Origin of the sequence: Janthinobacterium sp. BJB446 (assembly GCF_002735655.1) — a bacterium.
Taxonomy (GTDB): Bacteria; Pseudomonadota; Gammaproteobacteria; order Burkholderiales; family Burkholderiaceae_D; genus Janthinobacterium; species Janthinobacterium lividum.
The window spans coordinates 234,217-248,352 of the sequence record NZ_PDZK01000001.1 but is presented as its reverse complement, the minus strand read 5'-3'; the positions used below and the strand labels follow the sequence as shown (position 1 = coordinate 248,352).

General features: G+C 63.7%; 15 protein-coding genes and 1 pseudogene. 5 read left to right on the top strand and 11 right to left on the bottom strand.

Annotated features, from left to right (window positions below; translation table 11 throughout):
• Window positions 1–23 precede the first annotated feature (23 nt).
• Window positions 24–467 carry a DUF6641 family protein gene (locus tag CSQ92_RS01190; protein WP_099393009.1) on the top strand — a complete coding sequence of 148 codons (444 nt, stop codon included), beginning with the start codon at window positions 24–26 and terminating at the stop codon, window positions 465–467.
• A gap of 509 nt (window positions 468–976) precedes the next feature.
• Here the strand turns inward: CSQ92_RS01190 and CSQ92_RS29265 are convergent.
• Window positions 977–1,090, bottom strand: a pseudogene (locus tag CSQ92_RS29265) (tRNA (cytosine(32)/uridine(32)-2'-O)-methyltransferase TrmJ); the annotation flags it as partial.
• Between the two features lie 195 nt (window positions 1,091–1,285).
• On the opposite strand from CSQ92_RS29265, the gene CSQ92_RS01180 reads away from it, so the two are divergent.
• Window positions 1,286–2,068: an inositol monophosphatase family protein gene (locus tag CSQ92_RS01180; RefSeq protein WP_099393008.1), complete on the top strand. Its 783-nt coding sequence runs from the start codon at window positions 1,286–1,288 to the stop codon at window positions 2,066–2,068.
• A gap of 76 nt (window positions 2,069–2,144) precedes the next feature.
• Here CSQ92_RS01180 and CSQ92_RS01175 read toward each other — a convergent pair whose 3' ends face one another.
• The 10 genes from CSQ92_RS01175 to CSQ92_RS01130 form a co-directional block, all read right to left on the bottom strand.
• Window positions 2,145–3,077 (bottom strand): type II secretion system F family protein, encoded by a 933-nt coding sequence (locus tag CSQ92_RS01175; protein WP_099394542.1) that lies wholly within the window; start codon window positions 3,075–3,077, stop codon window positions 2,145–2,147.
• A 27-nt stretch (window positions 3,078–3,104) separates the two neighbouring features.
• Window positions 3,105–4,073, bottom strand: coding sequence for a type II secretion system F family protein (locus CSQ92_RS01170; protein ID WP_099393007.1), 969 nt, complete (start codon window positions 4,071–4,073; stop codon window positions 3,105–3,107).
• A gap of 6 nt (window positions 4,074–4,079) precedes the next feature.
• Window positions 4,080–5,426 carry a CpaF family protein gene (locus tag CSQ92_RS01165; protein WP_373606038.1) on the bottom strand — a complete coding sequence of 449 codons (1,347 nt, stop codon included), beginning with the start codon at window positions 5,424–5,426 and terminating at the stop codon, window positions 4,080–4,082.
• 50 nt (window positions 5,427–5,476) lie between these two features.
• Window positions 5,477–6,637, bottom strand: a complete 1,161-nt coding sequence (locus tag CSQ92_RS01160; RefSeq protein ID WP_092612555.1) for an AAA family ATPase — start codon at window positions 6,635–6,637, stop codon at window positions 5,477–5,479.
• A gap of 37 nt (window positions 6,638–6,674) precedes the next feature.
• Complete coding sequence (locus tag CSQ92_RS01155; protein WP_099393005.1) at window positions 6,675–6,947, bottom strand: pilus assembly protein; 273 nt, start codon at window positions 6,945–6,947, stop codon at window positions 6,675–6,677.
• Between the two features lie 9 nt (window positions 6,948–6,956).
• A complete protein-coding gene (locus CSQ92_RS01150) occupies window positions 6,957–8,468 on the bottom strand; it encodes a type II and III secretion system protein family protein (protein ID WP_099393004.1) in 1,512 nt (503 codons plus the stop codon).
• Between the two features lie 29 nt (window positions 8,469–8,497).
• Window positions 8,498–9,325, bottom strand: a complete 828-nt coding sequence (gene cpaB / locus CSQ92_RS01145) for a Flp pilus assembly protein CpaB (protein WP_099393003.1) — start codon at window positions 9,323–9,325, stop codon at window positions 8,498–8,500.
• Between the two features lie 42 nt (window positions 9,326–9,367).
• A complete protein-coding gene (locus CSQ92_RS01140) occupies window positions 9,368–9,928 on the bottom strand; it encodes an A24 family peptidase (RefSeq protein ID WP_083299534.1) in 561 nt (186 codons plus the stop codon).
• Window positions 9,929–10,044: 116 nt separating this feature from the next.
• The gene (locus tag CSQ92_RS01135) at window positions 10,045–10,218 is read right to left on the bottom strand and encodes a Flp family type IVb pilin (protein WP_071650303.1); all 174 of its coding nucleotides are present in this window, start codon (window positions 10,216–10,218) and stop codon (window positions 10,045–10,047) included.
• Between the two features lie 204 nt (window positions 10,219–10,422).
• The gene (locus CSQ92_RS01130) at window positions 10,423–11,112 is read right to left on the bottom strand and encodes a LuxR C-terminal-related transcriptional regulator (protein ID WP_257219093.1); all 690 of its coding nucleotides are present in this window, start codon (window positions 11,110–11,112) and stop codon (window positions 10,423–10,425) included.
• 561 nt (window positions 11,113–11,673) lie between these two features.
• On the opposite strand from CSQ92_RS01130, the gene CSQ92_RS01125 reads away from it, so the two are divergent.
• From CSQ92_RS01125 to CSQ92_RS01115, 3 genes are read left to right on the top strand one after another with little or no spacing between them, the layout of a single operon-like run.
• Complete coding sequence (locus CSQ92_RS01125; protein WP_099394541.1) at window positions 11,674–12,162, top strand: TadE/TadG family type IV pilus assembly protein; 489 nt, start codon at window positions 11,674–11,676, stop codon at window positions 12,160–12,162.
• Entirely contained in the window at window positions 12,162–12,773 is a 612-nt protein-coding gene (locus CSQ92_RS01120; RefSeq protein WP_099393002.1) for a TadE/TadG family type IV pilus assembly protein, read from the top strand. The genes CSQ92_RS01125 and CSQ92_RS01120 overlap by 1 nt, the downstream gene beginning before the upstream one ends.
• Window positions 12,773–14,131, top strand: a complete 1,359-nt coding sequence (locus CSQ92_RS01115; protein WP_099393001.1) for a vWA domain-containing protein — start codon at window positions 12,773–12,775, stop codon at window positions 14,129–14,131. The genes CSQ92_RS01120 and CSQ92_RS01115 overlap by 1 nt, the downstream gene beginning before the upstream one ends.
• Window positions 14,132–14,136: the final 5 nt, after the last annotated feature.

The window sequence follows — 14,136 nt, the reverse complement described above, 5'->3', positions numbered from 1 at the left end:
AACAACTACTAAGGATGGCAAATATGTCGCTGCTGAATAGCTTAAAAATCGTTACCGCAAAACGCCCTGCCCCTGTGTCGCCAATCGCACGTCGCCGTGACACGCTGATCGCAAAGCTGAACGAACAGGTCGCTTATGCCCAAGCCCAACAAGACGGCAGCGTGTCCGCTCCAACGCGCATTCGCACCGTGAAGGATCGGGAATCCGGCGAGAACAAGCGCGTTGAAATGCCGAAGCGCGTTAAGCCTTGGTGGTTCACCGATGACAGCGGCAAGCTGTGCCTGGTCGTCAAATACGGCACCAAGCCACTGGAACTGGCGAAGGGTAAAGTGGCTATCGAGCTAGCCGCGCAAGCTGACCTGATCCCGACGCTGCAAACGTTGAAAGCTGCCGTATCGGCCGGTGAACTAGATGCCCAGATCGAAGTGATGAGCGGCACGCTGCGCAAAGGCTTTACCAAGAAATGACTTGATAGTTGGCAGCACTGCTGCCAACGCCTCTTGTCGAGAGTCGTTCTAAACGACGTTGTTGGTTAAACCAAGAAACCCATAATCTCGCGGCAGTTACGGTCGTGGATTAATGGCAAAAGCCTAAGCATCGCAACGAATTAGCAGGACAAATGAAGAAAGCACCAATCGTCGTAAAACTAGCGGTACCGAAGAAATGCGGAGGTCGTGAGATGTGCGGCATCAAAAAAATGTACGCGAGAATTCGGCGAAAACTAGCTACAGAACGCTTCCTAAACGCTAGGTCCCGACAGGAAAAAGGACAAGCGGCACGCTGGGTGGTCGCTTGGAACGCCCTTCTCATGCAACCGCTAGGCAACTCTCGCCGTCGTGAACAAAAATCTGCATAACAACCCAAATTATGAAATATTAATTTCAATATTTCACAGTTTTTTGCGTATTTTTTGCGCTTGATTTTAAACCCGACGGGAGAGCCGCATAGGCACAGGCTTTCCTTTGTGCAACGCTTAACCCATCGTTTTCATGGCGCGCGCAACGCCGCCAATGTTGCCAGGACGACTAGTTTCGACAAGAATAAATCGCAGGCGTTTGAAAAGAGACGTGTTGATTTCGGGCAGATTCATTTAAAATAGCGCTATTGCGCGGTATCGATACAGGAAATTTCGGGAAACGGAGTCACAAAACGCTGACTCCAGGCCGGGATTTTAACCACTTCGGCACCGCTCCGCTCTTTAATTCATTCTTGCACTCTATCGTACCGGCGCCGAAAGGCGACGCTGGGCGGTCGCGTGCTTTTAACGGAAGCTCACATGCACCCAATGCTCAACACGGCGATCAAAGCCGCCCGCCGCGGCGCCGCCGTCATCAATCGCGCCTCTTTTGACCTCGACCGCGTCGTCGTCACGGAAAAACAACATAACGATTTCGTCACTGACGTCGATCAGGCGGCCGAACAAGCCATCATCGAGGTGGTGTCCAAAGCCTACCCGGACCACGCGTTCCTGGCTGAGGAATCGGGAGCTTCCGCCAACTCGCACGACGAGAATGAATATCAGTGGATCATCGATCCGCTGGACGGCACCACCAACTTCATCCACGGCTTCCCCCAATACTGCATCTCGATCGCCCTCGCGCATCGCGGCGTCGTCACGCAAGCCGTCATCTACGACCCGGTGCGCAACGACCTGTTCACGGCCACCAAGGGCGCCGGCGCCTACCTGAACGAAAAACGCATCCGCGTCACCAAGCTGGACCGCATCTCGAACGCCCTGCTGGGCACCGGCTACGTGGCCGGCAGCGCCCGCGCGCTGGACGAATACCTGAAGATGTACGCGATCATGGGCGAACGCAGCCAGGGCGTGCGCCGCGCCGGCTCGGCCGCGCTGGACCTGGCCTACGTCGCCTGCGGCCGCCTGGACGGCTTCTACGAAAAAGGCTTGAAGCCTTGGGATATCGCCGCCGGCGCCCTGATGATCACGGAATCGGGCGGCATCGTCGGTGAATTTTCCGGCGAATCGGACTACCTGTACAAGGGCGACGTCATCGCCGCCAGCCCGAAGATCTTTGGCCAGATGATCACCCTCTTGACGCCATTCGCCTGATTGCCAGGCGCGGTCTGACGTAACAAAAGCTGCCGGAGGCGACTCCGGCAGCTTTTTTTTTCGGCCCGGCCAGCCCTCAGCTGCCCCGCATGGCCGGCAGCAGCACGCGGTAAATCTGCAGGAACGCCGGCCCCATCAGCACGACCATCAGCGATGGGAAGATAAAAAAGATCAGCGGAAACAGCAGCTTGAGGGCGATCCTGGCCGCCGTTTCCTCGGCCCGCTGGCGCCGCTTGGTGCGCAGCTGGTCGGACTGCACGCGCAGCGACGCGGCGATGCTCGTGCCGAAGCGCTCGGCCTGGATCAGCAGGGTCACCAGCGCGTCCACATCGTCCACTCCCGTGCGCAGGGCCAGATTGCGCAAGGCCTTGTCCTTGGCGCTGCCAGCGCGCAATTCCAGCGTCACCAGTTGCAGCTCTTCGGCCAGGACGGCGCTTTTCAGGCCGATTTCCTGCGCCACGCGCGCCAGCGCCGCATCCATCGCCAGCCCCGCTTCGACGCACACCGTCATCAGGTCCAGTGCATCGGGAAAGGTTTCGAACACTTCGCGCTGACGCTGTTTCAGGCAGTGCGACAGCCAGGCATTGGGCAGGTAATAACCGAGGGCGGCCGCCGCGACCAGCCACAACAGCATATTGTGTCCGCCCTGGCGCAGCAGAAAATACGCCAGCAGCGGCAAGCCCACGAACAAGCCTGTCTTGGCCGCATAAAACAGCGCGGGCGCGGCCTGGCTGCGCCAGCCGGCATGGACGAAACGGCTGCGGATGGGCGAACTTTCCCAGCCCTCTTCCGGCAGCGACAGCCTGGCCAGCGGGCGCGTCAGGCTGACGGCGTGCGCCAGCCAGCGCCGCCTGGCATGGCGCCCGCTGTCGCCGCCGGCGCCGGCATCGCCCAGCGCCTGCAGCCGCTCCTGCACGGCACTGCCAGTGAGCAGGCGCAACACCAGCAAGGCCAGCGCGAAGACAATCAGGAACAGCAGGCCCAGCAAAGCCAGTTGCGCCGCACTCATCGTGCTCATCGTGTCTTTTCTTTCATCTTATACCCGGATATTGATAATTTTTCTGATGCAGATCACGCCCAGCATCAGCAAGCCCAGCGATACGCCGACCATCTTGCGCCCGCCCCCATCCGTGTACAGCACGGCAATAAACTGCGGATTCATCAAATGCATCATCAGCGCCGCGCCGAACGGCAGCAAGCCCAGGACCCAGGCCGACATGCGCCCTTCGGCCGACAGCACGCGCACCTGGCCCAGCAATTTCAGGCGGTCGCGGATGATGGCGCTGATGCTGCTCAGCAATTCAGTCAGGTTGCCGCCCGTTTCGCGCTGGATCAGCACGGCGATGACGAAATAGCGCAAGTCCGTGCTGGGCACGCGCGCGGCCAGGTTGCCCAGCGCATCGGCCATGGCGACGCCGAAACTGACTTCGTCGAACACGGCGCGGAACTCGTCGGCCAGCGGTCCCGTCATTTCCTCGCCCACCATTTTCAGCGCGGTGGGAAAGGCGTGGCCGGCGCGCATGGCGCGGCTCATCAGGTCGAGCGCGTCCGGCAGTTGCTGCTCGATGCGCACCAGCCGCTTGCTCCTGGCGCGGCGCACCAGCAGATACGGCAGCGCGGCGCCGCCCACGCCCAGGCCCAGGCGCACATACCATGGCAGCGGCAGCGCGCCGGCCAGCAGCAGACCGGCCGCCCCGCCAAGCAGGCAATAGCCCAGAAAAGTGGCCACGAACCAGCGCATGCCCGCCTGCAGCAGCAGCCGATCGAGGCGCCGCGCGCCGGGCAAGCCTTCCAGCACGCCTTGCAGCAAGGGATGGGCGCTCAGCGGGCGCTGCTTGGTGATCGACAGCGCCTGTTCGCCATCGCTGGCCGTGTACATGCCCTGCAGGCGCCGCGCCACCCGCGCCGCGCCCGCCCCCCGCGCCGCTTGCCACGCCAGCCAGGCGCCAGCCACCAGCAGCAGCACGGCCAGGAAGAGGAACAGATAGACCAGATAGGAAAGCATGATGAATCAGCGCCCCGCCGCAGTGGGTTCGAACAGGGCGGCCGACACGCCGATGCCAAAGCTGTTCAGGCGATCGAGGAAGCGCGGGCGGATGCCGCTGGCCGAGAAATGCCCGACCACCGCGCCGCCCTCGGCCACGCCCGTCTGCCGGAAACTGAAGATTTCCTGCATCGTGATGACCTCTCCTTCCATGCCCGTGATTTCCTGGATCGACGTGACCTTGCGCTTGCCGTCGATCAGGCGCGACACTTGCACCACCACCGACACGGCCGAGCTGATCTGCTGCCGGATGGCCTTGCTGGGCAGGTTGGCGGCCGCCATGCTGATCATGTTTTCCAGCCGCGTGATGGCGTCGCGCGGCGTATTGGCGTGGATGGTGGCCATCGAGCCTTCATGGCCCGTGTTCATCGCGCCCAGCATGTCGAGCGCCTCGGCGCCGCGCACCTCGCCCAGGATGATGCGGTCGGGGCGCATGCGCAGCGCATTGCGCACCAGCGCCCGCTGCGTCACTTCGCCCTTGCCTTCGATATTCGCGGGCCGCGTTTCCAGCCGTACCACGTGCGGCTGCTGCAATTGCAGCTCGGCCGCGTCTTCCACCGTGACGATGCGTTCCGTCTGGCCGATAAAGCCGGAAATCACGTTGAGCATGGTGGTCTTGCCGCTGCCCGTGCCGCCGGAAATGAGGATATTCATCTTCGCCTTGCCCAGGCCCTGCAGCACTTCGGCCATCTCGGCCGTCATGCTGTGGTAGGCGACCAGGTCGGCCAGGCGCAGCGGATCGACGGAGAAGCGCCGGATCGACATCACGGGGCCGTCGATGGCCAGCGGCGGGATGATGGCGTTGACGCGCGACCCGTCGGGCAGGCGCGCATCGACCATGGGGCTCGATTCGTCGATGCGCCGGCCCACGCGCGAGACGATCTTGTCGATGATCTTCATCAGGTGGGCGTCATCGTCGAAGCTGACGTCGGTCAGCTCCAGGCGGCCGCCGCGCTCCACATACACCTGCTTGTGGCCATTGACCAGGATGTCCGACACGCTGGCATCCGAGAGCAGCGTTTCGAGCGGCCCGAAGCCCAGCATCTCGTGCTGGATGTCGCGCGTCAGGCTCTTGCGCTCGGCGTCGTTGATGACCACCGCCTCTTCGTCCAGCAAGCGCTCGACCAGGCCGCGCAATTCTTCGCGGATGCGCTCCTGCGACAGGCGCTGCATGCTTTCCAGGTCGACCCGTTCGAGCAACAGCCCATGGATGCGCAGCTTGAGGTCGCGGTAGCCGTGGTTGTCGATGGCGGCCATGCGTTGCGGCGCGAGCGCGGCGATCTTGGCGCTGCCGAGCCGTTCGCGGATGGACAAGGCGGCGATGGGGGAACTAGCCATGAAATGCTCCTGTTCTGGGATGGGGATCAAGCGCGCCGCAGGACGCGGCCGAACCAGCCCTGGCGCGCCGTGCTGGCCGCGCCGCCGGCCAGGCTGGCGGCGAACTCCTGCAGCGAGCGGGTGATCGGGCTGGCTTTGTCGAGCTGCAGGATAGGCACGCCCTGGTTGACCGAGGCGGCCGCCGAGGCGTAGTGATTCGGCACCGTGCGGTAGACCGCCGTGCCGTAAGCCGCTTCCAGGTCGCGCAGGCGGATTTCGCCGCCCTTGTCGTGGCGGTTGACGATGATATGCACCTTCTCCTTCGCGTATTCGAGCGAGCGGAACATGCCCAGCAGGCGCTTGCCATCGCGGATGTACGGCAAGGTCGCCTGCAGGACGGGAAAGATCATGTCGGCGTGGTCCAGCGCGCGCACGCTGACGGCGTCGAGGTTGCGGCCCACGTCGAGCACGATGAAATCGTACTGGCGCCTGGCTTGCCGGATGATGGCGTCGATGTGCTCGGGCGCCACTTCGCTTGCGTGGGCCGGATCCTCGGGCGCGGCCAGCACGCTGTAGTTGGGCGTGATGTGCAGCATGCTCGATGCCAGGAACGAGGCGTCGAGCCGGTGGATGTCGCGCGTGACGTCGGACAGCGTGGCCAGCGGCTTGTTCTCGGAGACGAAGAGCGAGGCGTCGCCAAAATGCAGGTTCATGTCGATCAGGGCAACGCGCTGCTGGCCGCCGGCGGCCAGCGCATAACCGAGGTTGCTGGCGATGAAGGTGGCGCCGCTGCCCCCCTTGCAGGAGATGAAGGCCAGCACCTTGCCGTTGCCATGTTCGCGCCGCTCCAGCTTTTCCTCGATGCGTTCGAGCGCCGCATACAGGCTGGCCGGCGCGGCGGGAAACGGCAGCACGTCGCGCACGCCTGCACGCATGGCCTGCAGCAGGAATTCAGGCGCCTGCTGGTGGCACAGCACGATGAAGGCCATGCGCGGATGCTGGTTGCTGAGGCGCTCGATGGCGGCCAGGTCGGCGCCGTCGTTCGACGGGCGGTCGAAGATCAGCACGTCGGGCAGCGATTGCGCCGCCTGCAGCGGTTCCAGCGTTTCGCCGCCCGCGTTGATCTCGTCGAGCCGGTTGCGGCTGCGCAGCAGCAGGCCCAGTTCGGACAGCGTTTTTTGATCAGTGGAATGGATGGCGATTTTCACGATATGCCTTGCTGGTTCTGTGGTGACGATGCCAGGCTCACTGGCGCGCCCCGACGCCGATGGTCAAGGCGGCCCCTTGCGGTGCGGGCGCGGCAAAGCTTTTCTGGTACGCCGTGTAGGCGGCCTGGGCGGCCTTGCCATCCAGGCCGGCCACGGGGTCGCGGTTCGCGCCCGCCTGCGGCGACAGCACTTGCCGCAGGCGCAGTTGCTGAACGCTGGCGCCGAACTGGCGGTCCAGGTTCGGGGTGGCGGCGCAGCCGCTGGCGGCCAGGGCGGCCAGCAGCACGGGGAAGAAAAGGGGATGCTGCATGCTGTGCTCCTATTGAATGTCCGGACTGGCTGGCGGTGTCTGCCTGGCCGCTTCCTGCCGTGGCCGTGGCGCGCTAGCGCCTTCCATTTTTCCTTGCAAGAAGAACTCGCCGCGGCTGGGCGCCACGTAGGCATCGGTGGGCAACACGATATCGCCGTCAAGCGTGCCGTCGAGCGGCTTGACCAGGTGCGGCGTGATGATGAACACCAGCTCGGTACGGTCGGTCTGGAAATCGCTGCTGCGGAACAGCGCGCCCAGCACGGGAATCTCGCCCAGGAAGGGCAAGGCCTTGATATTGGTCGTCACATTGTTCTTGATCAAGCCGCCAACGGCAAAGCTCTGGCCGTCAAACAGCTGCACCGTGGTGGTGGTGCGCCGCGTGGTAAAGGCCGGCAGCACGGCATTGGCGGTAGCGCCCCCGCCGGTGGTGATGCCGATGCCTTCGCGGTTCAGCTCCGACACTTCCGGCGCCACCTTCAAGTTGATGCGTCCGCCCTCCAGCACGGTGGGCGTGAACTTGACGGCAATGCCGAATTCCTTTTCTTCCAGCGTGATCTTGTTGGTGGTGCTGTCTTGCGCGACCGGAATGAAAATCTTGCCGCCCGCAAGGAAACTGGCTTCCTGGCCACTGATGGCCATGATGTTCGGTTCGGCCAGCACCTTGACCAGGCCGTCGCGCTTTTGCGCATCGAGCGTCAGCCCGTTGCCATTCTTGCCGTGCACGGCGCCCAGCTGGCTGGGGTTGCCGCTGAGCAGGTTCGACAGCAGACCATACGTCCAGTTGCCGCGCGTGCCACTGATGCCCACGCTGGCGCCCAGCTGATCGACCAGGGTCTTCGATACTTCGGCGATTTTCACTTCCAGCATGACCTGTTGCGGCGCCGCGATCGACAGCATATTGATGACCTTGACGCCGCCGGCCGCGCTGGCCGCGCCTTCGGCCGGCGCGGCCGCTTCGGCGGCGCCGCGCTGCGCATAGGCCTGCGCCATCTCCAGGATCTGGCTGGCCTTGACGCTGTCGCTCACCTGCCCCGACAGCACGATGCTGCCGCCGGCCGCGCCGGCCTTGACGGCGCTCTCGCCGGGAAAGACATAGGCCAGCTGCGCCTGCAAGCCTTCGACATCGACCTCGACTTCAATATCGACGATCACGGGGCGCTGCTGCCGGTCCCACAGGATCAGGTTGGTGCTGCCCGGCGCCAAGCCCCAGACGAACAGCTGGCTGGACGTGCCCAGCATCCTGGCGCCGGCCACCCGGGGATCGTTGACGGCGATCTGCGACACAGGCAGGCTCAGGTTGCGCAAGGTGGATTTGCCCACGGCGATGCGCACGGGCGCGCCCAGGCGGGCGATATCGGCGCCCAGCGACATGGCCGGCGCCGCGACGGGCGACATGACGGCCTGCCTGGCCGGCGCCGCCGCGCTGGCGCTGACCGACCAGGCCGTGCCTGCCGCCGCGCTGCCCAGCATCAGGGCCAGGCGCATGCCCGCACCCGCAGCGTGCTTACGAAATTTGTTCATCGATCATCCTTGCTTGCTTGCCTGCTGATTTAAAATTGCTGGACGCTCGTATCCATGCCCTTGATGACGGTGACGCTGTCGCGCGCGGGAGCGCGTGCCGGGGCCGCCTGGCGCCGCGCCGCGCGCACCGGCGCGGCCGCCGGCGCCTTCAGTTCCAGCAGCGACTCTTTGGTGGCGCCGCCCGTGGTGACGGGCGCCGGATCGACCTGGTTGCGCAGCACCAGCGACAAGCTGCCCACGCTGCGCGCCAGGTCCAGCTTTTCCACCTGCTCCGGCGTCAGCTCCAGGGTCACGGCATTGACCACCTTGGGCTTGTTGTCGTCGCGGCCGGACTCTTGCGCCACGGCCAGCACCAGGATGCGTTCCAGCACGATCTTGGAAATGGCCAGCGGCTCGCCGCCCGCCGGCCTGGCCCGGTCATCCTGCGTATGCACGAGAATGTCGACGAAATTGCCCGGCAGGGCGAAGCCGGCCACGCCCACCACGTCATTGACGCGCACGGTCATGGCGCGCTTGCCGGCAGCCACGATCGCCGACAGGCCGCCGGTGGCGCCGGGCGGCGCAAGCTTGCTTTCCAGCACAGGCTCGCCCCTGCTGACGGCGGTGCGCGTGATGCGCCCGTCCACCGCGCCGGCATCGCCAAACGCCCCCGGCGGCATGGCGCCCGCCGGCCAGTCCATGCCGCGCAGCATGGCTGGCGTCACCTTCGCGCCCACGCCGATATCGACCAGCGCGACCATCACCGTCTGGCTGGCCGGCGCGCCTTGTCCTGACATCCAGCGCGCCGCCGCCAGCACGGCGCCCCCCGCCATCAGCAGCGCCAGCAGCAGCACGATCGCAACGCGGCTATTTCTCATGATTTTTCCTCTTGGTAAAACTTGGGTTTCCGGACGCGCATGTCATGCATGGCCGCCCGCCGCCAGGGCCAGCCAGATGGCGGTGCCGGCGGCAATGGCGATCGCGTACGGCAGTTTGCCTCCCGGCACGGCGGGCGCATCGACCCGCGGCACTTCCCCTGCCGCGGCGCGCAGCCAGCCTTGCAGCAGCAATTGCCGGGCATTCGCCAACGCCTGGCGCAGCGTGCCCTGGCACAGGGCGATGGCCAGCGCCAGCACGCCGCCAGCGAGCAGGCTGCACAGCACGGCAAACACGGCGGGACCGGGACCAAGAAAAGCTCCCACCATCGCCATCAGCTTGACGTCGCCCGCGCCCAGCGCCTTCATCGCGTACATGGGCAGCAGCAGGCCCAGGCCGACGGCCAGGCCGCCCAGCGCCAGCCACGGCCCGGCCGGCGTCACTCCGGGCAGCGCCACGCTGTTGAGCAGCACGCCAAGCAAGGCGCCGGAAAACACCAGCCGGTTGGGAATGCGCCGGCGGCGCACGTCATGCCAGACCGCCGCGGCAAGCAGCCCCCACAAGACCATGGCGGGGCTGAACGTCCAGAAAGAATGAGGGTCCATCGTGTACCTGATGCAAGCCGATGGCATGACGGCATGCGCATCGTTGGGCGGGAGGTCGACAGGCCGGTGCGCAAGGGCAGCCGGCCTGCCGGGGTGCAGCGCGGTGGGCAGGCGCCTTAGATCGCCGCGCCCGTCAGCTTGGTGCCGATCGCCTTGAAGGCGCCATCGAGGCCGGTGGTGAAATAGCCGACGGCCGTGACCAGCGCCGCAGCCACCAGCGCAGCGATCAGCGCATATTCGATGGCAGTCACGCCATCTTCTTCGGCGATAAAGTTTTTAATGAAATTCATATTATTCCCTTTCAGGTCAAGTTTTAAACATGATAAAAACTGAAAATACAGTCTGAAAATAAAAACATTATCCTTGTTTTTATTTGCCATTTTCTGATGCGTGTATTTTATATAAACAAACATTAAATCGAATCAGAGAAAAGTCATTTTATGCCCAGTACAAACCATCTTAATTTTTTGTCTATAATCAGGACATATGTACTGTCATTCCGCATGGACGGGTTCGGCCAGGCGGTTGCGGGTGGCGTACACATATAATTCCAGGCGGTTGGTGACATCGAGCTTGCTGTAGATCGATGTCAGATGATTACGCAAGGTTTGCTCCGAGATAAAAGCGCGCTGGGCTATCGCACGGTTCAGCGCGCCATTTCCTTCCACCATCATGGCCACGATCTTGCGCTCCTTCAGCGTCAGCCTGGCAATCCGCTGCTCTTCCGGGTCGGGCGCCGCTTCCGGCTTGTTCAGCACGCCCAGCATGCTGTCGAGCAGCGCCGGATCCAGGCACAATTCGCCTCGATGCAGGCGGGCGATGGCGTCGATCAGTTGCTTGACGGACGTTTCCTTGCCCAGCACCGCGCGCGCGCCGCTGCGCACGGCCCGCCCGCACTCTGCCTGGTCCTGCGTGCCGCTGAACAGCAGCACCCGCGAGACGCCATTGCCCAGCAGTTGCGGCAGATAATCGATGGCGCAGGCGCCGCCACAGCCAAGATCGGCGTCGAGCACGATGACGTCGGGACACAGGGTGCGCGCCAGCAGCAGCGCGCTGTCGATCTCGGTGGAGCTGGCCACCACCTGCATCGCGGGCTGGGCGCCGGCGAGCAGCTGCTCCAGGCCCCACAGCCAGGTCTTGTGGTCCGACACCAGCATGATGCGTATGACATTGTTTGTTGACATGCTTTACCTCTTTACTTGTAGCCCACTCCCTTCGGGGGAAGGTGGTTGATCCGAATCGGGTTGCCGGCCTCGTCCGCGCGCGCCTTCTGCTGCCGCGCACAGGGGAAAGAAGTCATGGGGGCACGAAGGAAGAGGCGTTGGGTCGGCACGCGCAAACGCGGTGCGTGCCCCACGGCAGCGGTCGCCGCATGCCGGGCGTGTGCCGATGGATGGGCAGCGTGGCCAGGGCGGACGCGCCGCTGGCGCGCCATCGCTGCTGCCACCGCTGCTGTTGCTTACATTGCAGCATTTTTGTTGCATCACCTTGCAAAACAAGTCCTTGCCTGCACGCAGGACAATCCTGACACCAGGCCTGTTTTCATACCCGCGCATATTACTCCCGGCCCTGTAGCGACGGGGCCGGCACGTTTGAAATAACGCAGTTAATTGCGATTATCTTGACCTGTAATAATTTAAATGGCGGACACGCCCTTGAAAATCGATATAGAATAATTGCCAGTCAAATGGCGCAATGCCATCCGCCCGACATTCGTCATCGCGGAACTTAACCGGATTATTCCCATGCGCTTAAAACAGGCCGATTCCCGCATATTCCGCAAGCACAGCGGACAGGCTGGCGCCACCCTGGTCGAATTGGCCCTGATAACACCGGTCTTTCTCATGCTGATAATCGGCATCATTGAATTGAGCATGGCTTATTTTGCCAATATGACCATGCAGCACGCGGTGCGCGAAGGGGCGCGCTATGCCGTCACGGGGGCCAGGGACCTCGACCCCGACAGCGCCAACCAGCAGCGCTACCACGCCGTCATGCAAAAGATACGCGACAGCTCCATGGGCATGTATGACAAGGTCAGCCCCGTGATCTCCGTCAACGGCAGCGATGCGGTGGGCGCCGCCATGTTCGGCCAGGCCGGCGATATCGTCGTCATTTCCGTCGATTGCCGCTGGGCGTTTGCCACGCCTTTGATCCGTGCCCTATTCCGCGACGGCCAGGCGCATTTCGTGGTGGCGGCCACCATGCGCAATGAAAGCTTTGGCGGCCTGTGATGCGCGCGCCCACTCCCCGTTTTCCGCGCCGCGCCGCGCGTGGCATCGCCGCCATCGAATTTGCCATCGTGCTGCCGCTGCTGGCGCTGCTGCTGTTCATGCTGGTTGACCTGTCGCGCGCCATCCAGGCCAAGACCATCCTGCTCAATATCAGCCGCGAAGGCGCCAACCTGTCCGCGCGCGCCACGTCCGACCTGAGCGGCTCGAGCCAGGGCATCATGAATGCGCTGGCCGCCAGCACGCCGCCGCTGGACATGCACGGGCGCGGCATGATCTACATCACCAAGATCATGGGCTACACGGCGCAGAGCGGCTTGCGCAATATCGTGCTGGAACAGTACCGCTGGGACGCCGGCGCAAAGGCCAGCGGCTACCTGCCCGCCAGCCAGGTGTGGCAATGCGGCAGCTGGAGCAATGGCACGTGCACCGGCATCGCCAAGGACGAATACGCCCCCACGGTGTCATTGATGCAGAGCCAACTGGCCGATGGCGAACTGATCTACGCCGTGGAAACTTTCTACAATTTCGACATGCTGTTCGGCACATTGAAATTTGGCAACAGCACGACGCCCGTGCTGGCGCCCAACCTGACTTCGATGACGGTATTCTGATGCGCATTCCACACCAGCGGCAAGGCGGGCAAGTACTGGTCATGGTGGCGCTGTCGGCCGTCGTCCTGATCGCCTCCGTGGGCCTGGCCATCGATTCGGCCCTCGGCTACTTCGTCAAGGCCAAGCTCAACGCGGCCGTCGACGCGGCCAGCCTGGCGGCGGCGCGCGGCGTCACTGCGGGCAACTCGGAAGAAGAACAGCGGACCAGGGCGCGCCAGTCGGCAAAGGATTTTTTTGACGTCAATTATCCGGACCACTTCCTGCTGTCGACGCCGACCCTCCATCCCGTCGATGTCACGTTCGACAAGGGCACCGTCACCATCGACGTCTCCGCCAGCGCCTCGCTGCCCGTCTCGCTGATGGGCGTACTCGGCTTCAAGACCCTGGAGGTGGCCGCCAGCGCGCAAACCATCCGCAAGGACCTGGACATGGTGCTGGTGATGGATACGTCGGGGTCGCTGAAAAACAATGCGGACGCCGTGCGGGCAGCGGGCAAGTCCTTCCTGAACAAGTTCAACGCCACGGTCGACCGGGTCGGCTTGCTGCACTTCGCCTCGGAAGCGCAAATCGACGTCCCGATCAGGCAGATCGAGCGCGGTTTCGACCGCGGCGGCATGACCATGAAAGGTGGAAAGATCGATCAATTCGCCTTTGTCGGCGGCACCAACTCTTCCGCCGGCATGTTCCAGGCCCGCAAACAGCTGAACGACATCGAGCAGGTCAACCGCTCCAGCCTGCGCGTCATCGTGTTTTTCTCCGATGGCTCGCCGGCGGCGTTTTCCTCGTACTTTCCCAACAAGGACAACAAATGCAAGGACGCAGGCGGCCTCGCCACCTTTCCGAAACTGCAAAACCCGGCGCTGGCGGGCCTGTACCGGATGAAAGTGAGCGACACGCTCCAGTACGGCGATTGCGCCGCCAATCAGATCACCGCGCTTCCCGCATGGTATAACGCGACGAATGACGCCGCCCACGCCAACGACGCGGCGCTGCGCGAGTTTCCCATCGTCACCAACTCGCCACGCGTCGTGACCGCTTCCACCGCGACGGCGCAGGCACAATGGACGAATGTGCACCGCGCCTCGCGCAACCTGGTCGAAGCGATGGCGGCCAAGGCGCGCCAGGAAGGCATTTTCGTCTTTACCCTGGGCATGGGCGCCTCGCTGAAAACCAAGGAAGGTCCGGACAAGGAGCTGGGCGAAGACTTGCTGCGCTGCCTGGCCAATACCACCGATGCGAAGGCGGCTTGCCGCAAGCCGGCCGAACCCGTGGGCCTGTATTGCTATGCAGCCAGCGACAGCGACCTGAGTCCCTGCTTCACCCGGCTCGCCTCGGCCATCCTGCGCATTTCCAAATAACGCCT